Annotated in this window: 22 protein-coding genes; 10 read left to right on the forward strand and 12 right to left on the reverse strand. The window is 70.8% G+C overall.

Annotation, left to right across the window (positions count from 1 at the left end):
• Nucleotides 1–21 precede the first annotated feature (21 nt).
• From BWR60_RS18320 to BWR60_RS18330, 3 genes are read left to right on the forward strand one after another with little or no spacing between them, the layout of a single operon-like run.
• Complete coding sequence (locus tag BWR60_RS18320; protein ID WP_179221830.1) at nt 22–1,059, forward strand: ABC transporter permease; 1,038 nt, start codon at nt 22–24, stop codon at nt 1,057–1,059.
• A complete protein-coding gene (locus BWR60_RS18325; protein ID WP_088152465.1) occupies nt 1,056–1,928 on the forward strand; it encodes an ABC transporter permease in 873 nt (290 codons plus the stop codon). The genes BWR60_RS18320 and BWR60_RS18325 overlap by 4 nt, the downstream gene beginning before the upstream one ends.
• A 14-nt stretch (nt 1,929–1,942) precedes the next feature.
• Entirely contained in the window at nt 1,943–3,601 is a 1,659-nt protein-coding gene (locus BWR60_RS18330; protein ID WP_088152466.1) for a serine hydrolase domain-containing protein, read from the forward strand.
• A gap of 215 nt (nt 3,602–3,816) precedes the next feature.
• Here BWR60_RS18330 and BWR60_RS18335 read toward each other — a convergent pair whose 3' ends face one another.
• The 12 genes from BWR60_RS18335 to BWR60_RS18390 all read right to left on the reverse strand — a co-directional run bounded on the left by BWR60_RS18335 (nt 3,817) and on the right by BWR60_RS18390 (nt 17,234).
• Complete coding sequence (locus BWR60_RS18335; protein WP_088152467.1) at nt 3,817–4,785, reverse strand: 2-hydroxyacid dehydrogenase; 969 nt, start codon at nt 4,783–4,785, stop codon at nt 3,817–3,819.
• A 25-nt stretch (nt 4,786–4,810) separates the two neighbouring features.
• Nucleotides 4,811–6,484, reverse strand: coding sequence for a gamma-glutamyltransferase (gene ggt / locus BWR60_RS18340; protein ID WP_343216410.1), 1,674 nt, complete (start codon nt 6,482–6,484; stop codon nt 4,811–4,813).
• Nucleotides 6,485–6,494: 10 nt separating this feature from the next.
• Nucleotides 6,495–7,172 carry an RraA family protein gene (locus BWR60_RS18345; protein WP_088152468.1) on the reverse strand — a complete coding sequence of 226 codons (678 nt, stop codon included), beginning with the start codon at nt 7,170–7,172 and terminating at the stop codon, nt 6,495–6,497.
• A 10-nt stretch (nt 7,173–7,182) separates the two neighbouring features.
• Complete coding sequence (locus BWR60_RS18350; protein WP_088152469.1) at nt 7,183–7,971, reverse strand: ABC transporter permease; 789 nt, start codon at nt 7,969–7,971, stop codon at nt 7,183–7,185.
• Nucleotides 7,968–8,858 (reverse strand): ABC transporter permease, encoded by an 891-nt coding sequence (locus BWR60_RS18355; RefSeq protein ID WP_088152470.1) that lies wholly within the window; start codon nt 8,856–8,858, stop codon nt 7,968–7,970. Before BWR60_RS18355 ends, BWR60_RS18350 begins: the two co-directional genes overlap by 4 nt.
• Nucleotides 8,855–9,910, reverse strand: coding sequence for an ABC transporter ATP-binding protein (locus tag BWR60_RS18360; protein WP_088152471.1), 1,056 nt, complete (start codon nt 9,908–9,910; stop codon nt 8,855–8,857). Before BWR60_RS18360 ends, BWR60_RS18355 begins: the two co-directional genes overlap by 4 nt.
• 4 nt (nt 9,911–9,914) lie before the next feature.
• Nucleotides 9,915–10,973 (reverse strand): extracellular solute-binding protein, encoded by a 1,059-nt coding sequence (locus BWR60_RS18365; protein WP_088152494.1) that lies wholly within the window; start codon nt 10,971–10,973, stop codon nt 9,915–9,917.
• Nucleotides 10,974–11,053: 80 nt separating this feature from the next.
• Nucleotides 11,054–11,878, reverse strand: coding sequence for a creatininase family protein (locus BWR60_RS18370; RefSeq protein ID WP_230983096.1), 825 nt, complete (start codon nt 11,876–11,878; stop codon nt 11,054–11,056).
• Nucleotides 11,879–11,924: 46 nt separating this feature from the next.
• A complete protein-coding gene (locus tag BWR60_RS18375; protein WP_088152496.1) occupies nt 11,925–12,908 on the reverse strand; it encodes an ABC transporter ATP-binding protein in 984 nt (327 codons plus the stop codon).
• A complete protein-coding gene (locus tag BWR60_RS18380) occupies nt 12,905–14,749 on the reverse strand; it encodes a dipeptide/oligopeptide/nickel ABC transporter permease/ATP-binding protein (RefSeq protein ID WP_088152472.1) in 1,845 nt (614 codons plus the stop codon). Before BWR60_RS18380 ends, BWR60_RS18375 begins: the two co-directional genes overlap by 4 nt.
• A complete protein-coding gene (locus tag BWR60_RS18385) occupies nt 14,746–15,699 on the reverse strand; it encodes an ABC transporter permease (protein ID WP_179221831.1) in 954 nt (317 codons plus the stop codon). The genes BWR60_RS18380 and BWR60_RS18385 overlap by 4 nt, the downstream gene beginning before the upstream one ends.
• Entirely contained in the window at nt 15,696–17,234 is a 1,539-nt protein-coding gene (locus BWR60_RS18390; RefSeq protein WP_088152473.1) for an ABC transporter substrate-binding protein, read from the reverse strand. The genes BWR60_RS18385 and BWR60_RS18390 overlap by 4 nt, the downstream gene beginning before the upstream one ends.
• 320 nt (nt 17,235–17,554) lie before the next feature.
• Between BWR60_RS18390 and BWR60_RS18395 the strand changes: the two genes are divergently transcribed.
• From BWR60_RS18395 to BWR60_RS18425, 7 genes are all read left to right on the forward strand, one after another.
• Nucleotides 17,555–18,217, forward strand: coding sequence for a FadR/GntR family transcriptional regulator (locus BWR60_RS18395; RefSeq protein WP_088152474.1), 663 nt, complete (start codon nt 17,555–17,557; stop codon nt 18,215–18,217).
• Between the two features lie 331 nt (nt 18,218–18,548).
• Nucleotides 18,549–19,991, forward strand: a complete 1,443-nt coding sequence (locus BWR60_RS18400) for an FAD-binding oxidoreductase (RefSeq protein ID WP_218823571.1) — start codon at nt 18,549–18,551, stop codon at nt 19,989–19,991.
• 196 nt (nt 19,992–20,187) lie between these two features.
• Complete coding sequence (locus BWR60_RS18405; RefSeq protein ID WP_088152476.1) at nt 20,188–20,841, forward strand: TetR/AcrR family transcriptional regulator; 654 nt, start codon at nt 20,188–20,190, stop codon at nt 20,839–20,841.
• 117 nt (nt 20,842–20,958) lie between these two features.
• On the forward strand, nt 20,959–21,816 hold the full coding sequence (locus BWR60_RS18410) for a TauD/TfdA dioxygenase family protein (protein ID WP_088152477.1): 858 nt from the start codon (nt 20,959–20,961) through the stop codon (nt 21,814–21,816).
• Nucleotides 21,817–21,917: 101 nt separating this feature from the next.
• Complete coding sequence (locus BWR60_RS18415; protein ID WP_088152478.1) at nt 21,918–22,811, forward strand: carbohydrate ABC transporter permease; 894 nt, start codon at nt 21,918–21,920, stop codon at nt 22,809–22,811.
• Nucleotides 22,801–23,634, forward strand: a complete 834-nt coding sequence (locus BWR60_RS18420; RefSeq protein ID WP_088152479.1) for a carbohydrate ABC transporter permease — start codon at nt 22,801–22,803, stop codon at nt 23,632–23,634. Before BWR60_RS18415 ends, BWR60_RS18420 begins: the two co-directional genes overlap by 11 nt.
• 26 nt (nt 23,635–23,660) lie before the next feature.
• Complete coding sequence (locus BWR60_RS18425; protein ID WP_088152480.1) at nt 23,661–24,950, forward strand: ABC transporter substrate-binding protein; 1,290 nt, start codon at nt 23,661–23,663, stop codon at nt 24,948–24,950.
• The last annotated feature ends 2 nt before the right edge of the window (nt 24,951–24,952 follow it).

Here is a 24,952-nt window from a genome sequence, read left to right on the forward strand (position 1 = left end):
TGCCACTGTCCGGGATTGCCCATGCTGGCCTATGCGATCCGACGCCTGTCCTTCGTCCCGATCGTCTTCTTCGCGCTGACCTTGATGATCTTCGCGATGCAGATGATGCTGACGCCCACCCAGCGCGTGATCACCTATGTCGGCAGCCCGGACGCGCTGAAGGGCGGTGCGGCGCAGGTGCAGGCGCTGATCGAGAAATACGGGCTGAACGACCCGTTCCACGAGCAGTATGGCCACTGGATCACCAACATCCTGCAGGGCAATCTCGGCTGGTCGGAGACGGCCCGGATGCCGGTGGCCGAGGCGCTGGTCTCGCTCTTCCCGGCGACGCTGGAGCTGGTGCTGTTCGCCTTCGTGCCCGGCATCCTGGGCGCGATCTGGCTGGGCAGCCGGGCCGGCGTGCACCTGAACAAGCCGGTCGACCACGGCATCCGGCTGTTCACCGTGCTCGGCTGGTCGTTCCCGGTCTTCGTCTTCGGCCTCGTGATGCTGATGGTGTTCTACGGGTCGCTCGGCTGGTTCCCGCCGGGCCGTCTCAGCCAATGGGCGCTGGTCGAGGTCGGCGGCGACGGCTTCCGGCGCTGGACCGGGCTGAACACGGTCGACGCCCTGTTGAACGGTAACCTGCCGGTCTTCCTCGACGCGCTGCGCCACCTGATCCTGCCGGTGGTGTCCCTCAGCTACGTCAACCTGGCGTCGATGACCCGGATCATGCGCACCTCGATGCTGGAATCGCTGCGCCAGGACTATGTCCGCACCGCCCGGGCCAAGGGCCTCAGCGAGCGGGTGGTGCAGAACCGGCACGCCCGGCGCAACGCCCTGCTGCCGGTGGTCACCGTCGCGGGGATGGAGGTGGCGGCGATGCTGGGCGGCGTCGTCATCACCGAAACGATCTTCGACTATCACGGCCTCGGCCAGTTCGCCGCGAACGCGGCCGCCAACCTGGACTTCCCGGCCGTGCTGGGCTTCGCCCTCTACTTCTCGCTGGTGCTGGTGGCACTCAACCTGGTGGTGGACCTGCTGTACCCCCTGTTCGACCCGCGGGTGAGGCTGGCATGAGGGTCGTCGGGTATCTGCTGCGCAACCCGCTGTCGCTGCTGGGCATCCTGGTCCTCGTGGGCTTCGTGGCCGTTGCCGCGCTGGCCCCGGTGATCGCGCCGCCGGAGCCGTACCAGACCTCGCCCTACGAGATCCCGCGCAGCGGCTTCCGCGCCACGCCGCAGCCGCCCTCCGCCCGGGCCCTGCTGGGCACCACCGAGGGGCAGTTCGACATCTATTACGGCCTGGTCTGGGGCACCCGCACCGCCTTCAAGATCGGCCTGGGCGTCGTCCTGATCTCGACCCTGATCGGCGCCGTGGTGGGGGCGATCGCCGCCTTCTACGGCGGCATGGTGGACGAGGTGCTGATGCGCATCGTCGACGTCTTCCTGGCCGTGCCGTTCCTGATCGCGGCGATGGTGCTGACCACGCTCCTGGGCAAGGGCATCGGGCCGATGACGATGGCGCTGACCGCCTTCGGCTGGATGAACTACGCCCGCGTCATCCGCAGCGAGATCCTGCGGGTGAAGGAGCTGGACTACGTCAAGGCAGCGCGGTCATACGGCACGCGCGACGCCCGGCTGCTGCTGCGGCACATCCTGCCGAACGCCTTCTTCCCGGTGCTGGTGCTGGCCACGATGATGACGGGGTCGATGGTGCTGACCGCCTCGGCCCTCAGCTTCCTCGGCGTCGGGGTCGAGCCGGGCTATGCCGACTGGGGCCAGCTGATCAGCTACTCCCGCAACTGGATCGTCGGCCGCGGCGACAGCCCGTTCCGCTACTGGTACACGCTGGTCTTCCCCGGCACCGCGATCTTCCTGTTCGTGCTGTCCTGGAGCCTGCTGGGCGATGCCCTGCGCGACATCCTCGACCCCCGCCTCCGGACCTGAGAGGAGACATCGAAATGGACGACCGTGCCCTGGCCGCCGGCCTGGAGGAAGCCATCGCGCATGAGGTCGGCGACAAGGCCCTCCCCTCGATCTCCTACGCCGTGGTCGACCGCGACGGCCTCCTGGCCACCGGCCATGTGGTGCGGCCCGATCTCGGCCACCGTCTGGACGGGCATTCGCTGTTCCGCATCGGGTCGCTGACCAAGATGTTCACCGCGATCGGCATCATGCAACTGGCCGAGAAGGGGCTGGTCGACATCGACGCCGACGTGTCCGCCTATATTCCCGGCTTCCGCCCCGTGAACCCCTTCGCCGGGCGCGAGAGCGGCCCGTACGGTTCCCAGGTGTCGCTGCGCAAGCTGATGAGCCACACCTCGGGCCTGGTGCGCGAGCCGAAGGACGGCCACTACCTCGACGACCGGCGGCCGGGGCTGGCAGTGACGGTCGAGGGGCTGAAGACCTCGGTGCTGAAGGAGGATCCCAGCGTCGGGATCGTGCACTATTCCAACGCCGCCATCGCCGTAGTCGGCGCGGTGCTGGAGCGGGTCAGCGGCATGGGCTATGCCGACTACGTCGCCCGCCATATCTTCGAGCCGCTGGGCATGGCAGAGAGCAGCGCGTCGCTGACGCCCGGACTGATGGGCCGGCTGGCCCCGGCCTGGATGTGGGATGTCGACCGCGACTTCCCGGCGCCGGTGTTCGACCTGGGTGGCTCGCCGGCCGGGGCCATCGTCTCCACCGCGCCCGACATGGCGAAGTTCGCGTCCTGCATGCTGCGCGGCGGCTTCACCCCCGACGGGCGGTCCGTCGTGTCGCCCGCCGGGCTGAGGCAGATGTGGACGGTGGTGGGCCGGCCGGCCGCCGGCCACAGCGGCAGCCGGGGCTACGGACTGGGCTTCGGCATTGCCGACCTCGACGGCTGGACCTCGGTCGGCCATGGCGGCGCCGTCTACGGCTATGCCACCCAGTTCGTGGCGCTGCCTCAGGCCGGGCTGGCGGTGCTGACCTTCAGCACCCTCGATTTCACCAACCAGATCGGCACCCGGTTGGCGCGGCGGGCGCTACGGCTGGCCCTGGCATCGCGCAGGATGGGACGGTCGCCGGCTCCACCGGCCAAGCACCCGCCGCTGACCGCGGCCCATCTGGCGGCGATGCCGGGCCTCTACCAGGCCGCGGACGGCAGTGAGAGCGTCGAGCTGCGGGAGAAGGACGGCCGGCTGTACCTGATGGGCGAGGGCGTGCCGCTGGAGCTGAAATGGCGCGGCGGCGACGCCTTCACCATCGACGGCCGGATCTATGGCGAGGAGGCGGAGTATCCGCATCTCGACCTGACCTTCGGCGCCGACGGCGTGCTGGGCTGGAAGGGCAAGGCCTGGACCCGGCGCAACACCGTGCAGGAGGACACGCCGGCCGAGCTGGCGCCGCATCTCGGCGTCTACGGCCCGGACTTCAACCCGACATACCTGTTCTATGCCGACGGCAGGCTGAAATGCCTGATCGAGTATTTCTGCACCCATGACTGCGAGCAGCTGCCGGACGGCAGCTGGCGCATGCACGGGATCCTCTATGAGGGCGAGACGCTGGAGCTGGCGGCGCGGGACGAGGAGGGCCGCACCGGCATCCGCGTCGGCCCGATGTTCCTGGTGCGGCACGCCGGCCGGGCCGCGGCATAGAGGAGGCGGGGCAGGGCCGCCGGAAGCGGCCCGCCCCCTTTCCATTTTATTGTTATCCTCGGGCTTGACCCGAGGATCCAGGGGCTTTCCAGAGTGGTTCTCGGTGGCCCCTGGTTTGCCGGGTCAAGCCCGGCAATGACAATGAAGGTTGAGATATGGGGCCTGTTCACAACCCCAGAAGCTTACCCGGAGAGTATCGCTTCATCCGCAGCAGCTCACACCACCAGGTCGCGCTCCGGCACCGGCTCGCCGCGGGCGACGCAGGCGATGTTGTCGAACATCTGGTTCACCGTCTTGACGAAGTTGTCGGCCGCGATCGCCGCCAGATGCGGCGTCACCACCAGGTTGTCCAGCGTCAGCAGCGGGCTGTCCGGCGGCAGCGGCTCGATCTCGTAGACATCCATGGCTGCGGCGTGGATGGTGCGCGACCGCAGCGCCTCGATCAGGTCGTCCTCGACCACCACGCCGCCGCGCGCGGCGTTGACCAGCACGGCGGTCTTCTTCATCGCCGCCAGCGCCTTGTGGTCGATCAGGTTCTTCGTCTCCGGCGTCAGCGGGCAGTTCAGCGTGATCACGTCGGCCTGGGCCAGGATCTCCGGCACCGTGGCGAAGCGGGCGCCGAGATCGGCCTCCTCGGCGGCGGAGAGCGGCGTGCGCTTGGAATAGAGGATGGTGCAGCCGAAGCCCTTCAGGATCCGGGCGAAGGCCTGGCCGATGGCGCCGAAGCCGATGATGCCGACGGTCTTGCCCGACAGCATGAAGGTCTGCATCGGCATCGCCGTGGCGGTGCGCCAATGGCCCTTCTTCAGCTCGGCATGGCCGAAGGCGATGCAGCGCAGCGCCGCCAGCGTCAGGCCCAGCGTGAACTCCGCCACCGGCACGGCGTTGCTGCCGGTGGTGCGGGCCACCCGGATGTTGAGCTCACGCGCCGTGTCGAGGTCGAGGTTGTCGACCCCGACTCCCCATTTGTGCAGCAGCTTGAGCCGGGGCGCGGCGCGCAGCACCTCGCCACTGACGCCGACCTGGCCGGCGATGGCGTATTCGGCCGTGGCGATGATCTCCTTCAGGTGATCGTCGCCGCGGGCGGTGCCATGGGTGAGGACGAGGCCGGGCGGCAGCAGGGCGCGGAGGCGGGTGACGCTGTCCTCGCTGATCGGGTCCAGGACGACGACGGTTTCGGTCACGGTCGGGCTTCCAGTCGGGTTGCGGTCAGATGGTGAAGCGGACGCCGGCACGGGCCAGGCCGCCGGAGATGGCGACGGGCGTGCCGTCGGCGCGCCAGCAGGCGGCGCCGGTCAGGGTGCCGTCGGCGGCGAAGCCGATCGCGTTCATGCCGCCGGCGATGCGGGGCATGCGCATGATCTGGTGGCCTCGGGCGGCCAGGTCCTCGGCCACGGCATCGGGGAAGGCCTGCTCGAGCTCCAGCACGCCGCCCTCGGTCCAGACCCGCGGGGCCTCGACCGCCTCCTGCAGGGTCATGCCGTGGTCGATCAGGTTGACGATGGCCTGCAGCGCCGACGGGAAGATTCGCAGGCCGCCGGGCAGGCCCAGGGCGAAGGCCAGCTTGCCGTCGCGCAGCGCCATCATCGGCGCCATCGAGGTGAACACCCGCTTGCCCGGCGCGATCGACAAGGCGCGGCCGGGATGCGGGTCGAAATTGTACATGTAGTTGTTGGTCAGCATGCCGGTGCCGGGGATCTGGGTGCAGGCGCCGAACAGGCCGTTGATGGTCTGGGTGGTGGCGACGACGTTGCCCGCCGCATCCGCCACCGTGACATGGGTGGTGTTGGCCGATTCCCCGCCCGTCAGCCCGGCGGTCCAGGCCTGGGTCTGGCGCAGGTCGATGCGCGACCGGCGCTCCTCGGCATAGGCCTTGGCGATCAGGCGGTCGACCGGCACGGTGACGAAGGCCGGGTCGGCGGTGGCGACGGCGCGGTCGGCGAAGGCGATCTTCAGCGCCTCGGCCAGCAGGTGCACCGCGTCGGCCGAGCCGAAGCCCAGCCCGCCGATGTCGTAGCCCTCCAGGATGTTCAGCATCTGCACGATGTGCACGCCGGAGGAGGAGGGCGGCGGCGGCCCCAGGATCTCGAAGCCGCGATAGGTGCCGCGCACCGGCGCCCGCTCGATCACCCGGAAGGCGGCGAGGTCGGCCTGGTCGATCAGCCCGCCCTTGGCCGCCATGAACCCGGTCAGCGCGGCGCCCAGCGGCCCGTCATACAGGGCGGCGGCCCCGCGCTCGGCGATCAGCCGCAGGCTGGCGGCATAGTCGCCCTGCACCAGCCGGTCGCCCGGCCGCAGCGGCTGGCCGCCGGGCAGGAACAGGGCCGACAGGCCGGGGTCCCGGGCCAGGTCCTTGGCGCAGTCGGCGATGCCGTCCGACAGATAGGGGCTGGCGATGAAGCCGCGCTCGGCCAGGCGGATGGCGGGCGCCAGCACATCGGCCAGCGGCAGCGTGCCGAACCGGGCCAGCGCCTCGCACCAGCCGGCCAGCGCGCCGGGCACGGCCACCGCCTTGGGACCGACCTCGTTCTCGCGGTCGCGGACCAGCCGGGCCTTGCCGATCTCGTCGGACAGCGGCTCGTACATGGTGGCGCCGCCGCGGCCCGGCGCGGTCGACAGCCCGTCCAGCACCAGGTGCCGCCCATCCGCCAGCCGGAGATGGGCGACGCCGCCGCCGAGCACGCCGACCATCATCGGCTCGACCACGGTCAGCGTGAACAGGGAAGCGACCGCCGCATCGACGGCGTTGCCGCCGGCCAGCAGCATCTCCGACCCCGCCGCGGAAGCCAGCGGATGGTTGGTGACGACCATGCCGCGCGAGCCGGTGGCCGGCCGCTTCTCGCAGGCGAAGTCGGTAACGCGCGGGGCGCGAGAGTCGGTCACGATGCTGGCCTCAGCTCGCCTGGTTCAGGGCTTCGAGAACCATACGGCTGGCGCCGGAGATGTCGCCCAGCTTTTCGCCGGCCTTGACCCGCTCCTGGCTGCGCTCGCCGCGCTCCTGCCGCACCAGCGCCGCGTCGGCGATCGCCTCGGCCTGGTCCGCCGGCAGCACCAGCACGCCCGATTCATCGGCCAGGATCACGTCGCCGGCCTTGACCGGGACGTTGCCGCAGGAGATCGGCAGGTTCAGCGTGCCGCCCAGATTGTAGAGGCGGGTGGTGATCGGCGACATGCCGCGGCACCACATCGGGAAGTCCGAATCCTCGATCTCGGCCAGGTCGGTGCACGGCCCGTCGACGATGCCGCCGACCGCGCCGGCGGCCTTGGCCGCGATGGTGACGCCGCCGCCCCAGCAGGCGTGCTTGTCGTCGCCCAGCCGGTCGACCACCAGGATGTCGCCCGGCCGCAGCAGGCCCAGCGTGTGGTGCAGCAGGGTCGAATCCTGGCCCGGGATGGCGAGGGTGACGGCGGCGCCGGCGATGCGCTTGCCGCGCAGCAGCGGCTGGATGCCCCGGTCCATGAAGCCCCAATGCTGGGAATGGCCGATGGTGGCGGTCTCGACCCGGCGCAGCTTCTCCACCAAAGCGGGCGGAATCTGCTGCGGCATGGGGGCGATGCGGTAATCGGGCATGTGGCTTTCCCTAGTTGCCGACGGCGCGCGCGACGCCGACGAGACGTTCGACCAGAATGACGACGAGAAGGGTCGCGGCGATCAGCACGACCGACAGGGCCGCGACCAGCGGGTCGGTGCGGCCTTCGACATAGCGCACCATCTCGACCGGCAGGGTCGAGGCGCGCGGCCCGGCGATGAACAGCGAGATCACGGTCTCGTCGAAGGACAGCAGGAAGGACAAGGCCCCGCAGGCGACCAGGCCGGGCGCGGCCAGCGGCAGGGTGACCCGGCGCACCACCCGCCAGGGCGTGGCGCCCAGCGTGGCCGCCGCGGCCTCGATGTCGTCCGGCAGGGTGGAGAAGGCGGTCGTCATCATCCGGATGACGAAGGGCACGGTCACGATCATATGGCCCAGCACTAGGCCGGGCAGGGTGGCGGTCAGGCGCAGCGGCGTGAAGAACAGCAGCAGCGCCAGGCCGATGATCAGCGTCGGCAGCAGCAGCGGCGCCAGGAAGAAGCCCTGCAGCGTCTCGCGCCCCGGGAAGCCGCCCTTGTTCAGCGCCAGGGCCGCCGGCACGCCCAGCAGCAGCGACAGCGCCGTGACCACGCAGGCGATCTGCGCGCTCAGCAGCAGCGCGTCCAGGAGCGGCCCGTTGCCGGCCAGCGCCTGGAACCAGCGGAACGAATAGCCCGAGGGCGGGAAGACGATGAAGTCATCGGCGGAAAAGGCCAGCGCCACCACCACGACGATGGGCGCCAGGATCATGGCGTAGACGATGCCGGCGAGGGTGGAGAGGACGCGGCCGGCGCCGTTCATCGCTGCAGCCTCCGTGCCGCCAGCCGGGCCACCACGGCCAGGGCCAGCAGCAGCACCAGGGTGTAGATCGCCAGCACCGCGGCCACCGGCCAGTTGGTGTTGGTGGTCGCCTGCTCGTAGATCTCGGTCGCCAGCACGAAGATGCGGCCGCCGCCCATCAGCCTGGGCGTGATGTAGGACGACATCGACAGCACGAAGCCCAGCCCGGCGGCCAGCGCGATGGCGGGCAGGCTCAGCGGCAGGGTGACGCGCAGGAAGCAGCGCAGCGGCGTCGCGCCCAGGCTGCGCGCAGCCTCCTCCAGCGTCCGGTCCAGGCGGCCGAACCCGGCCAGCAGCGCCAGGATCATGTAGGGCATGATGCTCTCGGCCAAGCCGATGGTGACGCCGGTCCAGTTGAACACCAGACGCATCGGCGTGCTGATCAGGCCCAGCCATTGGGCGATGCCGTTGACCAGGCCGCGGTCGCCGAGGATGGCGAGCCAGCCGAAGATGCGCACCACGCCGGAGACCAGCATCGGCATGATCGCGACCACGGCCAAGAGGCCGCGGAAGCGCGACTTGGTGCGGAACAGGAACAGCGACACCGGGTAGGACAGCGCCAGCGCCAGGGCGGTCGCCACCAGCGATAGCCAGAGGGAATTCAGGGTCAGCTCGGCCGTGAAGGAGTCCGCGAAGATGTCCTTCGTGGTCTGCAGCGACCAGGCCTCGACCATCGCGCCGGTCGGCCCGACCTCGTTGAAGGCGGTGCGGAACAGGCCGAGCGTCGGCCAGAGATAGACGAGCAGCACGAACAGCGCCGCCGGCAGCACCAGCAGGGGCAGCGGCAGGCGCCAGCCGCGCGGCAGGGTCGGGCGCTCGGCGGCAAGGGGGTGCGGGACGTCGGTCATGGCGCCTCGCGTGGGAACACCAGCGTGTCCTCGGCCGGCCAGATCGCCGCGACCTCCATGCCCTCGGCCGGCGGGCGCTGGCCGGACGGCATCTCGACGCTCAGCTGGCCGCCGGCGCCCTCGACCACCACCTCGATCCGGTCGCCGATGAAGACGCTGTGCGAGACCTGGCCGCGGATCCGTGCCACGCCCTCCGCCGCCGGCTCGGAGACCGAGGCTAAGCGGATGCGTTGCGGCCGCACGAAGATGTCGATCTCGCCGGCCGGCGGCGCCGCGACCGGCAGCGCCGTGCCCCACAGGGCGAGGCGCCCGTCGGCGCCGCGGGTCGCCGGCAGGATGTTGGCGCGGCCGACGAAATCGGCGACGAAGCGGGTCGCCGGCCGCTCATAGATGTCTTCCGGCGCCCCCACTTGCTCGACCCGGCCGCGATTCATCACCGCGATCCGGTCGCACATCGTCAGCGCCTCGACCTGGTCATGGGTGACGAACAGCGTGGTGATGCCGAGCGACCGCTGGATGTCACGGATCTCGTGGCGCATCGCGTCGCGCAGCTTGGCGTCGAGGTTGGACAGGGATTCGTCGAGCAGCAGCACCGACGGCCGGATCACCAGCGCCCGGGCCAGGGCCACGCGCTGCTGCTGGCCGCCCGACAGCTCGCGCGGCCGGCGCCCGCCCAGCGCGCCGAGGCGGACCATGGACAGCGCCTCCTCGACCCGGGCGGCGGCCTCGGCGCGGGGCACGCGCCGCTCCTCCAGTCCGAAGCCGACATTGCGGGCGACGCTGAGATGCGGGAACAGCGCGTAGGACTGGAAGACATAGCCCATGTTGCGGCGATGCGCCGGCTCGCGGGTGATGTCGGCGCCGTCGACCCGGATGCTGCCGCCATCCGGCGCGATCAGCCCGGCCAGCATCCGCAGCGTCGTGGTCTTGCCGCAGCCGGACGGGCCGAGCAGCGCCACCGCCTCGCCCCGGCCGACGGTCAGCGAGACGTCGTCGACCGCGACGAAGCTGCCATAGTGCTTGGCCAGGCCCTGCAGCTGGAGATAGCTCATCGGATCACCCGGCCGAGATCACTTCGCGGCGCCAGCGGTTGTTCCACTTGTCGCGCACCTTGACGATCTCGGCCCAGTCGACGTCGATCATGCGGCTGCGGTTCTCCGACCCGGCGGCGGTTCGGGCCAGCACCTTGGGGTCGATCTGCGCCTTGGCGTTGGTCGGGGCGTAGAACACCTGCTCGGTGAAGGCCTTCTGGGCCTGCTGCGACAAAGCGTGGTTGATGAAGGCGACGGCCGCGGCGCGGTTCTTCGACCCGGCGGTGAGGTTGATGGTGTTGATCTGGAACACCGAGCCCTCCGGCGGCAGCAGCGCGCCGAGCTTGCCCTGGGTCTCGTCGATCCGGCGCTGCGACCGCGCGTTCCAGCCGGTGGCGACGCGGACGATGCCGTTCTGGATCAGGGAGTAGCCGTCGGGGTTGGGGTTCCAGGTGTTCACCGACGGCGCCAGCTCGGCCAGCTTCTTGATCGCCGCATCGACCGACTGCCGGTAGTCGCCGCCCAGCATCTTCTCGACCATCACGGTCAAGGCCAGGCCCTGGATGTTCGGCGGCGCGCTGATCGCCAGCTGCCCCTTGAGGTCCGGCCGCCACAGGTCGGCGAGGCTGGCGAGCGGTGGCTTCAGGTTCTGGGCATCGGTGACCAGCACCAGATGGTCGAAGGTCACGGCCGGGCCGAACTCGCCGCCGGCGGCGCGGGCCTCGGGCAGCAGCTCCTCCAGCGACGGCACCTCGGCCGGGGTCAGCTTGTCGAACAGGCCCTCGGCGTTGCCGATGTTCGAGGCGGTGACGTCCAGGATGATGACGTCGATCTGCGGGTCCGCCTTCTGGGCGCGGATGTTGCCCAGCATCTCGGCCGAGCTGCCGCCCGGCGCGTAGACGACCTGCACGCCCGGGAAGGCCTGCTGGAACGGCTCGATGACGGTCTTGATGTAATTGTCCTGGAAGGTGCCGTCGGCATAGGACATCAGCCGGATCTGGCCGGCGGGCGACTGGGCCCGGAGGATCGCCGGGGCCGCGAGGGTCGCGACCCCGGTCTGGAGCAGGAGACGGCGCGTCAGCATCTGGAAGCCCCCTTTGTTGGCCCCGTCCGGGGCGACATTGATCTTGGCCCGGCCGGCGCGGCGCACCGGCCGGGGGTGCCTCAGGCCGGGACCTTGCCGGCGAAATGCGCGACGAAGCGGGCGCAGATCTCGGTCAGCTTCTCGGTCAGCGCCGCGCCGGTCTCGGCCGAGCACAGGCGCGGGTCGCCCTTGCCGACGCCGAGCGTGTAGACCTCGTCATACTGGTTCGGCAGGCCGACCTCGGCGCCCTCGAAGCTGGCGGTGCCCAGCCCGGTGAAGGGCAGGTCCAGCACCGGGTCGCGCTTCGCCGGCCGCTCCGTCGGCATCATCTCCGGGCGCATCAGCTCCGGGAACAGGTGCAGCCCGATGCTGGTCAGCGGGTCGGCGCCGTGGCCGGAGACCTTGGCCGAGTTCTCGGCCCCGACGATGCCGGGCAGCAGGCCGTAGCCGATGCGCCACAGATACAGGCTGGGCAGCACCGTGCCGTCGCGGAGGTACAGGCCGCGCGCCACCTCGGCGATCGGCCCGACATTGCCGCCATGGCCGTTGATGACGACGATGCGGGTCAGGCCGTTCCTGTGCAGCGACCCGACCATGTCGGCGATGACGCTGGTCAGCGTCGCCTGGCTCAGGGCGATGCCGCCGATCATCGGGCCGAACCAGTCGACGCCGCCATAGGGCAGCACCGGCGCCACCAGGGTCCGGACGCCGCGCTCGCTGGCGCGGATGGCGGCCAGCTCGGCGATCTTCTCGGCCAGCAGATAGTCGCCCATCGGCGCGTGCGGGCCCTGGTCCTCATGGCTGCCCATCGGCAGCAGGATCACCGGGTTCTGCGCCAGGGTCTCGCGGGCCTCGCCGCCCGTGATGGTGCCCATATGCACCTTCGGTTCCGTCTTCGCGGCCAAAGCTCTACTCCTTGTCGGCAGGTCGGTGGTCGGGCCGGATCGTCATTCAGGCGATCTCCTCGGCCCGGATGCAGGCGACACGGCGGGCTTCGCCGTGGGGGCGCAGCTCCGGCACCGCCTCCGCGCAGGCCGGCCGCGCATGGGCGCAGCGGGTGCGGAAGACGCAGCCGGAGGGCGGGTTGGACGGGCTCGGCGGGTCGCCGGCCAGCAGGATGCGGTCGGCGCGGCGGTCCGGATGCAGCTGCGGCGTCGCCGAGATCAAGGCCCGGGTATAGGGGTGGGCCGGGCTGGTGAAGACCGCCTCGGCCGGGCCTTCCTCCATCACCCGGCCGAGATACATCACGATCACCCGGTCGCAGAGATGCCGCACCACCGGCAGGTCGTGGCTGATGAACAGCAGGGCCAGGCCCAGGTCGCGCCGCAGCTCGCCCAGCAGCTGCACGATCTGGGCCTGGATCGAGACGTCCAGCGCCGAGACCGGCTCGTCCGCCACCAGGAAGTCCGGCCCGCTGGCCAGGGCCCGGGCCAGGCCGATGCGCTGGCGCTGGCCGCCGGAGAATTCGTGCGGATAGCGCTGCGCGTGGCTGGGGTCGAGGCCGACGCGCTCGAGCAGCTGCGCGACGCGGCCGGCACGTTCCGCCGTGGTGCCGACCCGGTGGATGGCTAGGCCGTCGGCGATCTGCGCGCCGACCCGGCGGCGCGGGTCCAGGCTGCCATACGGGTCCTGGAACACGATCTGCATGCGCCGGCGCAGCGCCCGCCAGTCGCGGCCGGAGGGGCGACCCAGCGGCCGGCCGTCGAAGCTGACCGTCCCGGCGCTGGCCGGCATCAGGCCGAGCATCATCCGGCCCAGCGTGCTCTTGCCGGAGCCGCTCTCGCCAACCACGCCCAGCGCCTCGCCCCGGGCCACGCCGGCATCCACCCCGCGCACGGCCTGGACGAAGCGGCCGCGCCGGAACAGGCCGCCAGTGTGGAAGATCTTGGACAGGCCCTTGGCCTCGACCAGCGGCGTCGCCGATGGGGGGATCATGCCGCGCACTCCGCTCCGTTCGACAGCTCCGACCAGCGGATGCAGCGCGTCAGCCGGCCGTCCCGTGCCTCGTCGAGCGGGACCGGCGCCGCGGCGCAGGCCGCGGCGGCATGGCCGCAGCGCGGCGCGAAGCGGCAGCCCGCCGGGAAGGCATGGGGCTGGGGCACCACGCCGGGGATGCCGGCGGGCTGGCCGTCGCCGTCCGGCGTCGCCGCCAGCAGGGCGCGGGTGTAGGGGTGCAGCGGCGCCGCGAAGACCGCGGCGGCGTCGCCCTGCTCGACCACCTGCCCGGCATACATCACCGTGACCCGGTCGGCGATCTCGGCGACCACGCCCAGGCTGTGGGTGATGAAGATCATCGCCGTCCCGGTCTCGCGTTGCAACTCGGCCAGCAGGTCCAGGATCTGGGCCTGGACGGTGACGTCCAGCGCGGTGGTCGGCTCGTCGGCGATCAGCAGGCCCGGCCGGTTGGCCAAGGCCATGGCGATCATCACGCGCTGGCGCATGCCGCCCGACAGCTCATGCGGCCAGGCGTCCAGCCGTCGCTCCGGGTCGGCGATGCCGACGCGGCGGAACAGGGCCAAGGCCTCGGCCCGTGCCTTCGCGGCCGGCATCGGGCGATGGGCGCGGATCGCCTCGGCCACCTGGTCGCCGACCCGATGCACCGGGTTCAGGCTGCTCATCGGGTCCTGGAACACCATGGCCATGGCGCCGCCGCGCAGGGCCCGCAGGCTCGGCTCGTCCAGCCGCAGCAGGTCGCGGTCGCCGAACCAGGCGGCACCGGCCACCGGCCGGGCCGCCGGCGGCAGCAGGCCCATCAGGGCGGTGGCGGTGACGGACTTGCCGGAGCCGCTCTCGCCGACGATGGCCATGGTCTCGCCGGGGCGGACCGACAGCGACACATCCTCGACCGGCCGGATGGTGCCGCGCGGGGTGGCGATCTCGACGGTCAGGCCCTGCAGATCCAGCACCGCGTCGGTCCGCGCCGGCGGCGGCAGCAGCCCGGGCAGCACCCGGTCGATCAGCCGCGGCCGGGGGCGGGCGGCCGGCGTGCGCGGGTCGACCGCGTCGCGCAGCGCGTCGCACAGCAGGTTCATCGCCAGGATGGTCACGCTCAGCGCCGCGCAGGGCCACAACAGCAGCAGCGGCGCCTGCTCCATGGTGGCGCGGGCGCCGCGGATCATCAGGCCCCAGGACGGGGCAGGGGGCACCACGCCGAGGCCGAGGAAGGACAGGCCGCTCTCCAGCACCACCGCGGCGGCGACGGCCAGCGACAGCTGCACCAGCACCGGCCCGGCGATGTTCGGCAGCACGGTGCGCAGCAGGATGCGGCCGGTCGGCGCGCCCAGCGCCCGCACCGCCTCGACATAGTCGTGGCTGCGGGCCGACAGCACCTCGGCATAGGTCACCCGGGCGAAGCCGGGCAGGTACAGCACCGACAGCACCAGGATCAGCGTGCCGGCGCCGGGGCCGAGCAGGGTGACGACCAGCAGCGCCAGCAGCACCGGCGGGAAGCACAGGATGACGTCCATGCTGCGCACCGCCAGCAGCTCGCCGAGGCCGCGGAACCAGCCGCCGACCAGCCCGAGCAGGGTGCCGACGATGCCGGCGATGGCGGCGGCGGCGAAGGCGACGCCCAGGCTGGTGCGCGCGCCCCAGATCAGGCGGGACAGGACGTCGCGGCCGAACTCGTCACGCCCCAGCGGCGACCCCGGCATCGGCCCGGACAGGCGCTGGGCGATATCCTGCTTGACCGGGTCCGCCAGGCCGAGCCACGGCGCCAGCAGGGCCAGCAGGATGACGGCGGCGACCAGCGCGCCTGGGATCCACAGGCGCTTCATGCTGCGCGGATCCGCGGGTCGAGGACGGCGTAGAGCAGGTCCATCGCCAGGTTGATCAGCAGGAACAGGCCCGAGACGGTGAGGACGATGCCAACCACCATCGGGTAGTCGCGCGCCTCGACCGCGTGCAGCAGCGGCGTCGACAGGCCGGGCCAGTTGAAGACGTATTCGACCAGCACCGTGCCGCCGAGCATCGTGCCCATCTGCAGGCCCAGCACGGTCAGCACCGGGCTCAGCGCGTTGCGCACGACATGGCGCACCAGCACGCGGGCTGGGGACAGGCCCTTGGCCCGGGCGGTGCGGACATAGTCGCGTGACAGGGCGTCCAGCACCGAGGACCGCGTCATCCGGAACACGATCGCGGTCAGGCCCTTGGCGATGGCGATCGCCGGCAGGGCCAGCAGGGTCAGGTGCTGCAGCGGGTCCTGGGCCAGCGGCACGAAGCCGCCGGCCGGCATGATCCGCAGCGCCTGGGCCAGCACCAGGATCAGCAGGGTGCCGACCACGAAGACCGGGACGGCCAGCAGCAGCGCCGCGAGGCCGGAGGCGATGCGATCGAAGGTGCCGCCGCGATGCGTGGCCGCGTAGGTGCCGGCCGGGATGCCGAAGATCACGGCCAGCAGCGCGCCGGCGCCGATCAGCTCCAGCGTGCGCGGCAGGCGCAGCGCGATCTCCTGCGCCACCGGATAGTCGTCGACCAGGGAGTTGCCGAGGTCGCCCCGCGGCAGGCCGGACAGGAACTCGAAATACTGGTCGGACAGCGGCCGGTCGAGGCCCAGCCGCTCGCGCAGCTCGGCCACCGCGCCCGGATCGGGCGCGACGCCGCCGGTCGACAGCAGCAGCTCCGCCGGGTCGCCAGGCACCATGTGCAGCGCCAGGAACACGATCGTGGCCACGATCCAGGCCAGCGCCAGCGAGGTGGCGATGCGGCGGAGGAGCCCGGCGATCATGCGAAGCTGGTCTCCTCCAGCGTGGCGCCGGAGAAGCCGGTGAGCGCGCCGGGCAGGTTGGTGAAGCCGGTGATGCGCCGGTCCAGGCCGTAGCCCTGCGACCGCCAGGCCAGGCCGGCCAGCGGCACCTCCTCGAGGGCGGCGCGCTGCATCTCCTTGTAGATCTCGACGCGCTTGGCCTGGTCGAACTCGGCCCGGCCGCGCGCCAGCGCCTCGACGGTCCTCGGCGCCTTCAGCCCGAAGGAGCGGCCATGGGTCGGCGCCAGCGAGGTGTCGATCACCCCGGTCAGCCCGTCGGGATCGTTGTTGTCGGCGGACAGGCCGTGGATGCAGATGTCGTACTGGCCCTTGGTGCCGCGGGCGACGCGGGTCGACCAGTCCGGCAGTTGCAGCTCGCACTGGATGCCGATCGCGGCCAGGTGCTGCTGTACCACCTCGGCGGTGTCCTTGTGCATGCCGTACTGGGCGGTGGCCATCAGCGTGGTCTGGAATCCGTCAGGATGCCCGGCCTCGGCCAGCAGCGCCTTGGCGCGGGCCGGGTCATAGGCCCAGCCATTGGCCAGCGTCTCGTCATACCAGGGCGTGCCGGCGGTGATCGGCAGCCCCGCCATCGGCTTGCCGCGGCCGAAGAAGGCCGCCTTGACGATGTCCTCCCGCTTCACGGCGAAGGCGACCGCCTGGCGCACGCGCGGGTCGTCGAAGGGCGGCCGGGTGGCGTTGAACAGCACGCACATGAACGGCCCCTCGACCGCGTCGAGCCTCAGCCGCGGGTCGGATTCGACCGTGGCCATCGACTGCCAGGGGACGTATTCGATCATGTCGACATCGCCGCTCTGCAGGGCGGCGATGCGCAGGTTCTCGTCCGCATAGACGGTGAACTTGATCCCCTTCAGCCTGGGGAAGCCGGGCTTGTAGAACTTGTCGAAGGCGGTGAGCTCGAGCGAGGTGCCGCGCTCTTGCCCGGTCAGGCGGAAGGGGCCAGCGCCGATCGGCTCGCGCGCGGTCGAGTTCCGCGACAGCACGAAGGTGTTGTAGTTGGCGAACCAGGTCGGCAGCGTCGCCGTCGGCGTCTTCGTCACCAGGCGGACGGTCTGCGGATCGGGGATCTCGATGCGCTCGATGCCCTGGAACTGGGTGCGCATATAGGCGGTCGAGTTCTCGGCGGCGATCTGCTCGATCGACCATTTGACGTCGTCGGCGGTGACCGGGTCGCCGTTCTGGAAGACGCAGCCCGGGCGCAGCTTGAAAACCCAGGCGCCCTCATCGTCGACCGACCAGGACTCCGCCAGCTCGCCGCGCAGCTGGCCCTTGCTGTCATAGGTGACCAGGCTGCGGTGCAGCATCAGCTTCACCGTGCCGGCGGCTGCGCCGGTGCTGACCCAGGGCTGCAGGTTGGGTGGGAAGGCCGACAGGCCGTAGCGCAGGATCCCGTCGGCCTGCTGGGCCCGGCCCGGAATCGAGAGGAACGGTAACGACAGCCCGGCGCCCAGAAGCGCGCGGCGCGTCATGGTGATGCAGCGGCTACCCCCGACCATGGTGCCATCCCCTGTTTGTGGCGCGCGGGCGGCTTGGCCCGCGGCCGAGATGTCGATTTTTGCCCGATGTCGTCCGGGCTTGTTTTTGACATCTATCCGGCTGAAAATTACATGTCAACTGACATGTGGGCGAGAAGACGAAGTCTGGTCGAGAGGGCGGAAGCCACGGAAAGCCGCGCGATCGTGCCATTTTTCGGGACAGCCGGACTTTGAGCTTCCCGGTAGAACGTGTAATCTTGCCTGCAAACAATCACGCCGCTGCACGGCAAAGGGTTCCGGTGTCCCCACGTCCAAGACTGAGCGATATCCTCTATGGCGACATGCTGGGGCGCATCCAGCGCGGCCAGTTTCCGGGGGACGGCAAGCTGCCGTCGGAGAAGGAGCTCAGCCAGAGCTTCGGCGTCTCCCGGCCGATCGTGCGCGAGGCCCTGCGCCGCCTGCGCGAGGAGGGGCTGATCCAGTCCCGGCAGGGCGCCGGCAGCTTCGTCGTCGGCGCCGCCGAGCCGCAGCCGGCCCGGCCGGTGAACGGCGCGCAGGGGATCCAGACGATCTCGGACGTCCGGCGCATCTACGAGTTCCGCATCGCGCTGGAGGGGGAGGTGGCCTACGCCGCCGCCCTGAACCGCAACGAGGCGCTGCTGGCCGCGGTGAAGAGGGAGCTCGACGCCATCGACCAGGCGATCCGGACCGGCAAGATCGGCGTCGAGCAGGACAGCGATTTCCACGCAGCGATCGCCCGGGCCACGCAGAACCAGTATTTCGAGGCGGCGCTGGCCGCGGTGCGGCCGCATCTCGATTATGTCATCGACCTAGCGCGCAGCTTCTCCGTGCTGCATTCGGCCGGGCACCTGGCGATGGTTCAGCGCGAGCACGCGGCGGTCTTCGAGGCGATCCGGGACGGCGACGCGGTCAAGGCGCGGGAGGCGATGCAGGCCCATATCCGCAACGCCCAGGAACGGGTCTTCGACGGCATTCATCTGTAGCGCCGGCCATGGCCGGCGACCCGGTTGCATGACAAGTGTAGCCGGGAAAGCACCCCACCGACGCCGCTTGTCATGCCGATGAACGCCGCTGTTTCGCAGGCCCGGGCCCAGCATTCCTGAAATTCTGCCTTGAAAATCAGTCCTTTGCTCCGGATTGCCGCTGTGGGCTGTTTCCGGCCGGCCCAGAAAAAGGACAAGTTGACAGGTTAGGAATGACAACGCAAAGTCGGGGGACGGCGGCCACCGGCCGCCCGAATCCGCCATGCGGGGCGGGCCCGACCGGCAGGGAGGCCGGCCGTCGTCCGGTCCCGCGCCGGGAGAGCCTGCGCGAGTGAACGACACGGCCAGCCATCTGGATGCCCTGCGGGCGGTGCTCGGAGAGCGCGGCCTGCTCGCGGCCCCCGACGACCTCTCCGCCTACGAGACCGGTGCCCGCTACGACCGCGGCCGGGCCGCCTTCGTCGCCCGCCCGGCGACGACGGCCGAGGCCTCCGCCGTGGTCGCGCATTGCGTCCGCCACGGCATCCGGCTGGTGCCCCAGGGTGGCAACACCGGCCTCGTCGCCGGCTCGACGCCGGATCCCGGCGGCGCGCAGGGCGTGCTTAGCCTCGACCGGTTCACCGGGCCGTTCGAGGTGGATGCCGCCAACCGCAGCGCCACCGTCGGCGCCGGCCTTCGCCTCTCCACCCTCAACCAGGGGCTGGAGGCGCACGGCCTGGTCCTGCCGATCGACCTGGGGGCGGACCCGACGGTCGGCGGCATGGTCGCGACCAATACCGGCGGGGCGCGCTTCATCCGCTACGGCGACATGCGCCGGCATGTGCTGGGGCTCGAGGTCGTGCTGCCGGACGCGCAGGGCACCGTCCTCGACCTGATGCGGCCGCTGCGCAAGAACAACACCGGGCTCGACCTCAAGCAGCTCTTCATCGGCACCGGCGGCGCGTACGGCCTGGTCACCCGCGCGGTGCTGGAGCTGCGCCGCCTGCCGCAGCAATCGGCCACGGCCATCCTGGTGCCGCGCGACGACGAGGCGGTGATGACGCTGCTGACCGCCTTCGAGGAGCGGGTCGGCGACCATCTGGCGGCGTTCGAGGGCATGTCCGGTGCCGCGGTCGAGCTGGCGCTGAAGCACCATGAGCGGCTGCGCAACCCCTTCGCGCCGCATCCGCCGCCGCCCTTCTGCATCCTGGTCGAGATCGAGCGGTCCTGGGCCGCGCGGGACCAGGAACCGTCGATCGACGTCCTGATGGAGCAGGTGCTGGCGGAGATCTGGGACCTGCCGGGCGGCCCGCTGGCCGACGCCATGCCGGGCCGCGGCTCAGACTTCTGGGCGCTGCGGCACGTGCTGAGCGAGAGCCTGGCGGCGGAGGGCAGGGTGGTGGCCTTCGACCTCGGCTTCGCCCGGGCCGATGTGATGCCGTTCCGCCGGGCGATGACCGAGGTGCTGGCGCAGCGGCACCCGGAGGCGCGGATCTGCGATTTCGGCCATGTCGGCGATGGCGGCGTGCATTTCAACCTGGTGCTGCCGCGCGACTCCGCCCTGGCGCGCGACCCGGCGCCGCTGCGCGAGCTGGTGTTCGGCGAGGCGGCCGGCCGGTTCGGCGGCAGCTTCAGCGCCGAGCACGGCATCGGCCGGGCCAACCTGGCCTTCTATGAGCGCCTCGTCGGCGACCGCGAGCGCGGGCTGGCCGGATCGATCCAGGATCTCGTCGCCCCCGGCGGCCTCGGGTCGGTGGATTTCCGCGCCGCGGCGCCGTCCGACGGATCTCCGTGACGCAAGGCGCCGCGCCCGCCGTCCGGTGAGGCTGCCACGGACGTCATGACAACGCTTCGATCGTCGGGATAGGCTCTGCGTCTCGGAAGGGCGGGCGGTCCCGCGTCGTTCAGCCTTCCGGCTGTGGCATGCTTGTGGGCTATACAGGCCGATCGCGGCCGGCGGCCCCCGGCCATTCCGAACATGGGCGCACGACATGACACGTCAGGACAGCGGACCGCCCGAACCCGACGCCTCGGGAGGGACGCGCGAGCGGATCAAGGCGGTCGCCGCCGAATTCTACGTCATGAAGGGGCATGACGGCTTCAGCTTCGGCGACATCGCCGCCGTGATCGGGACCACGCGGGCGAACATCCACCATCACTTCGGCAGCAAGCAGCAGCTGATGCGGGAGCTGATCGAGGACATCGCCGCGAATGCCGTGGCACGGATCGAGCGCTACTGGCGCGCCGGCAGCGTCCCCTTCGACCAGCGGCTGTCGATGCAGCTCGACGACCTGCGCCGCTACTACCACCGCTTCAACCCCGGCGACCGCGCCCGCAATGTCTGGAGCCCGCTGTCGCGCCTGCGCCACGACCTGCCGGCCCTCGGCGAGGACGCAGTGGCGGCGCTGGAGCGGGTGAACCGGACCTATGACGCCTGCCTGCGGCACGCAGTGGGCGAGGCGGTGGCGGCCGGCCAGCTGCGGCGGGAGACGGATGTGGACGACGTCGTGCGGGTGCTGCGCGTCACGCTGCTGTCCTGCCCGCCGATGACGCAGGATGCGGGGCGGTTCGAGGAGATCGAGCTGCTGTTCCGCGCGCTCGGCCGGATGATCAGCGCGACCGGGGAGGGGCAGCGCCCGTCCTGATCGTGCTGGACGCGTGATCGAGACCGTTGACGGCATCTCCCTTCGCTGTGTACTTACTTACACGTAAGTCAGTGCTGCGACGGATCCGAAAGCGCGGCCATCGAGGGAGGCGGGCAGATGATGCGGGACGAGCGCTTCGCGCAATTCGAGGTCCGGCCGTTCACCGGTGCGCTGGGGGCGGAGATCATCGGCGTCGACCTGAGGACGGCGGCGGAGGATACCTTCGCCGAGGTGCTGCGCGCCCTGCACGACTACCATGTGCTGGCGGTGCGCGATCAGGACCTGGTGCCGGCCACGCTGCAGCAGGTCGCCCGCCGCTTCGGGCCGTTCAGCGGCAACCCGGTGCACACCCCGATGGACGGGTTCGAGGACATCGTCCGCTTCGTGCGCGAGCCCGACGACACCGGCAAGGTGATCGGCGAGGACTGGCACATGGACCTGGCCTGGCTGGCGCGGCCGCCGGGGGTGACCATGCTGTACGGCGAGGAGATCCCGCCGGTCGGCGGCGACACCTGCTTCGCCAGCCTGGAGAAGGCCTACCAGTCGCTGTCGCCGCGGCTGGTGGCGATCCTGGAAGGCCTGACCGGCATCCACAGCGGGCGCGGCGTGTTCGCGATCAACGCGATGCAGAAGCGGCTCGGCGTCACCGCGGATGTCGAGGCGATCGAGAATGCGGCGGTCGAGCATCCGGTGATCTGCACCCATCCGGTGACCGGGCGGCGCTATGTCTTCGTCAGCAGCGTCCTGACCCATTTCAAGGGCATGACCGAGGAGGAGAGCCGGCCGCTGATCGACTTCCTGATGGCGCGGGCGACGCGGCCGGAGTTCCATTGCCGCCTGCGCTGGGCGCCGCGCACGCTGGGCATGTGGAACAACCCTTTCGTGCTGCACACCGCGATCAACGACTATCCGGGCTATCGCCGGGTGATGTATCGCACCACCATCGCAGGCCAGGTGCCGGCCGCCGCGGCCTGACGCGCCGCGGCGCGGGCCGCGCCACAGCCAGGGCAGCCGCGGTCCGGGGCCAGGAACCGCCGGCGCCCCAGCCGAACAATCACCATGGCCCGGGAGGCGGAATGCAAGCGCGGCTGAAGCGTCTGCGGCACGGTCTGGCGGGGGCGCTGCCGCTCGTGGCGCCGGTGCACGTCCTGGTGCTGGGCGTCATCGTCATTCCGTCGATCTTCGTCCTGTGGCTCAGCTTCCAGTCGTCGACCTTCGGCCAGGCGGCGAGCTTTGTCGGATTCGACAACTACGCCCGGGTGCTGGGCGACGGCTATTTCTGGCGGTCGCTGCTCAACACCGTGGCCGTGGTGGCGGCGGCCGTGCATCTGGAACTGCTGCTGGGGCTCGGCATCGCGCTGCTGTTCGCCAGCGGCCTGCCGGCCCGGCGCCTGCTGCTGGTGATCGTGCTGGCGCCCTATGCGATCAGCGAGGTGACGGCGGCGGCGATGTGGCGCTTCCTGTTCGACCCCGATGTCGGCCCGGTGACCAACGCGCTGCTGGATCTCGGCCTGCCGTCGCTGGACTGGACCTTCGTCCCGTCGCACGGGCTGGTGCTGGTCGGGCTGCTGACGATCTGGCTGCACCTGCCCTTCACCTTCGTCATCCTCTATGCCGCCCGGCTGGCGATCCCGAAGGACCTGTACGAGGCCGGTCGGGCGGACGGGGCCTCGCCGCTGCAGCTGTTCCGGAACGTCACCCTGCCGCTGCTGGCGCCGGCGATCCTGATCGCCATGCTGTTCCGCTACATCTTCGCCTTCCGGCTGTTCTCCGAGATCTGGCTGCTGACGCAGGGCGGGCCGGCGCGGACGACCGAGGCGGTGGCCGTCTACCTCTATCTCGAGGCATTCCGCTACAACTCCTTCGGCACCGCCGCCGCCACCGCCTGGATCATGGTCGCGGTGTCGCTGCTGCTGGCCGCCGCCTATATCCTGCGGCTGCGCAAGGGGATGGCGGCCGATGCGCGCTGACCGCCTGCTGATCGCGGCCGGCAAGGCCGTGGCCGTCGCCGCGGTGGTGGCGTGGTCGATCTTCCCGATCGCCTTCATCGTGCTGTCGTCGTTCAAGCCGGGTCGCGACATCTTCGCGGTGCCGCCGAAGCTGCTGTTCGAGCCGACGCTGCTGCACTACCAGCATCTGTGGCAGCGCTGGGGCAGCTTCTTCGACGGGCTGGTCAACAGCTTGATCGTCACCATCGGCTCCGCCGTCCTGGCCGTCGCCGTCAGCTCGCTGGCCGGCTACGCCTATTCGCGGCATCGCGGCCGGTTCCTCTCCGGCTCGGTCTATCTCCTGATCGGCGTGCGCCTGATCCCGCCGATCGTGGTCACGCTGCCGCTGTTCCCGATCGTCAACCTGCTGGGGCTGAACGACACCCATCTCGTCCTGATCCTGCTGTACACGAGCTTCTTCGTGTCGCTGGGCACGATCCTGATGCGCACCTTCATCGACCAGGTGCCGCGCGAGCTGGACGAGGCCGCGACCATCGACGGGGCCGGGCGGCTGACCGTGCTGCGCCGGATCGTACTGCCGCTGGCGGCGCCGGGCATGCTGGCGGTCGCGGTCTTCGTCGTCGTCTTCGCCTGGAACGAGTTCCTGTTCGCCTTCATCTTCACCGCGACCAGGGCCAAGACCGCGCCCTTCGTGCTGTCCGAGATGATCAGCTCGGTCGACGGCGTCGACTGGGGCGTGCTGTTCGCCGCGGCCACGATCCAGCTGCTGCCGGTGCTGGCCTTCGTGGTGGCCATGAACCGCTTCCTGGTGGCCGGGCTGACCGCCGGCGCGACCAAGGGATGACCAAGAATCAAACAGGGAGGACAACCATGACCGCACATCTGACGAGGCGCGACCTGCTGGCCGGCACGGTGGCCGGCGCCGCGGCGATGGCGCTGGGCCGCACGGCGCTGGCGCAGTCCAAGACGCTGAACGTGCTGTCGCATCTGGTGCACCAGAATGTGCTGACCAAGGGCGCGGCCGGCGACGTCATCGCGCCGTGGCGCCAGGCGTCGGGGGCGGAGATCGCCTGGACCACCCTCGACAGCAATCCGCTGCAGGACCGGCTGTTCCGCGAGGCCAGCCTGGGCCAGACCGGCTTCAATGTCGGCTACGTCATCGACAACCGGATGACGCCGCAGATCGCGGGGCTGTTCGAGCCGCTCGACACGTACCAGGCGTCGGACCCGGTCGAGGACATCGACGACATCGCCCCCGGCCTGCGGCGCGCCATGACCGTCGGCGGCAAGCTGGTGGGCATCCCGGTCCGACACGCCACCCAGGCCCTGTTCTACAACGAGGCGCTGCTGGAGGAGGCGGGCTTCACCGCCCCACCGGCGACGCTGGAGGAACTGGTCGAGCAGGCGAAGAAACTCACCTTCACCTCGGCGGCCGGCACGCGGGTGGTCGGGATGATCCTGGCCAGCGACCTGGCCGTCTTCCCGGTGATGTTCGCGCGGGCCTTCGGCGGCGATTTCATCAGCGCCGACTTCAAGGTCCTGCCGCAGCCGGAGGCGATGGAGAAGGCGCTGGCCGTGCTGGCCGACCTGTTCCAAGCCGGTGCGCTGCCGCGCAGCTACGCCAACACCCGCAACGACGACATGGTGACCTGGCTGCAGCAGGGCCGGGCGGCCTTCGGCGTGCTGCCCTTCGCCCGCTTCGCCCAGCTCAACAACCCCGAGCAGTCCTCAGTCCCGGGCAAGATCAAGGCGGTGGAGTTCCCAGGCTCCACGACGCTGCCCGCCGGCACCGGCATGGCGGCGGTGGTGGAATCCTGGGCCATGGCGATCCCGGCCAACTCGGCCAACAAGGACCTGTCCTGGAGCTTCATCAAGGCGGTCTCCAGCAAGGCGGTGACGCTGGGCGCGGCGCGCAACGGCAACGGCCCGGTCCGCGTCTCGACCTATGCCGATCCGGACTTCGCCGCCAGCCAGCCGCTGGCGAAGATCGAATCCGCCGCCCTCGCCAAGGCGCGGCCGGCCTTCCCGGCCTTCCCCGAGGCGGTGCGCGCGCAAGCGACCTTCCTGGAGGAGGTGCAACTCGCCGTGCTCGGCCGCAAGCCGCCGCAGGAGGCGGTTGCGGCGATCCGCGACCGCATCACCCCGCTGCTGCCGGGCTGAGG

The organism is Inquilinus limosus (assembly GCF_002195995.1).
Taxonomy (GTDB): domain Bacteria; phylum Pseudomonadota; class Alphaproteobacteria; order DSM-16000; family Inquilinaceae; genus Inquilinus; species Inquilinus limosus_C.

Excerpts from the sequence above, each read along its gene's own strand:
- BWR60_RS18350 (WP_088152469.1), bottom strand. The coding sequence starts at position 7,971 with ATGAACGGCGCCGGCCGCGTCCTCTCCACCCTCGCCGGCATCGTCTAC.
- BWR60_RS18390 (WP_088152473.1), bottom strand. The coding sequence starts at position 17,234 with ATGGTCGGGGGTAGCCGCTGCATCACCATGACGCGCCGCGCGCTTCTG.
- BWR60_RS18360 (WP_088152471.1), bottom strand. The coding sequence starts at position 9,910 with ATGAGCTATCTCCAGCTGCAGGGCCTGGCCAAGCACTATGGCAGCTTC.
- BWR60_RS18380 (WP_088152472.1), bottom strand. The coding sequence starts at position 14,749 with ATGAAGCGCCTGTGGATCCCAGGCGCGCTGGTCGCCGCCGTCATCCTG.
- BWR60_RS18330 (WP_088152466.1), top strand. The coding sequence starts at position 1,943 with ATGGACGACCGTGCCCTGGCCGCCGGCCTGGAGGAAGCCATCGCGCAT.
- BWR60_RS18420 (WP_088152479.1), top strand. The coding sequence starts at position 22,801 with ATGCGCGCTGACCGCCTGCTGATCGCGGCCGGCAAGGCCGTGGCCGTC.
- BWR60_RS18345 (WP_088152468.1), bottom strand. The coding sequence starts at position 7,172 with ATGCCCGATTACCGCATCGCCCCCATGCCGCAGCAGATTCCGCCCGCT.
- BWR60_RS18365 (WP_088152494.1), bottom strand. The coding sequence starts at position 10,973 with ATGCTGACGCGCCGTCTCCTGCTCCAGACCGGGGTCGCGACCCTCGCG.
- BWR60_RS18320 (WP_179221830.1), top strand. The coding sequence starts at position 22 with ATGCTGGCCTATGCGATCCGACGCCTGTCCTTCGTCCCGATCGTCTTC.
- BWR60_RS18325 (WP_088152465.1), top strand. The coding sequence starts at position 1,056 with ATGAGGGTCGTCGGGTATCTGCTGCGCAACCCGCTGTCGCTGCTGGGC.
- BWR60_RS18405 (WP_088152476.1), top strand. The coding sequence starts at position 20,188 with ATGACACGTCAGGACAGCGGACCGCCCGAACCCGACGCCTCGGGAGGG.
- BWR60_RS18410 (WP_088152477.1), top strand. The coding sequence starts at position 20,959 with ATGATGCGGGACGAGCGCTTCGCGCAATTCGAGGTCCGGCCGTTCACC.
- BWR60_RS18425 (WP_088152480.1), top strand. The coding sequence starts at position 23,661 with ATGACCGCACATCTGACGAGGCGCGACCTGCTGGCCGGCACGGTGGCC.
- BWR60_RS18395 (WP_088152474.1), top strand. The coding sequence starts at position 17,555 with ATGCTGGGGCGCATCCAGCGCGGCCAGTTTCCGGGGGACGGCAAGCTG.
- BWR60_RS18415 (WP_088152478.1), top strand. The coding sequence starts at position 21,918 with ATGCAAGCGCGGCTGAAGCGTCTGCGGCACGGTCTGGCGGGGGCGCTG.
- BWR60_RS18375 (WP_088152496.1), bottom strand. The coding sequence starts at position 12,908 with ATGATCCCCCCATCGGCGACGCCGCTGGTCGAGGCCAAGGGCCTGTCC.
- BWR60_RS18385 (WP_179221831.1), bottom strand. The coding sequence starts at position 15,699 with ATGATCGCCGGGCTCCTCCGCCGCATCGCCACCTCGCTGGCGCTGGCC.
- BWR60_RS18355 (WP_088152470.1), bottom strand. The coding sequence starts at position 8,858 with ATGACCGACGTCCCGCACCCCCTTGCCGCCGAGCGCCCGACCCTGCCG.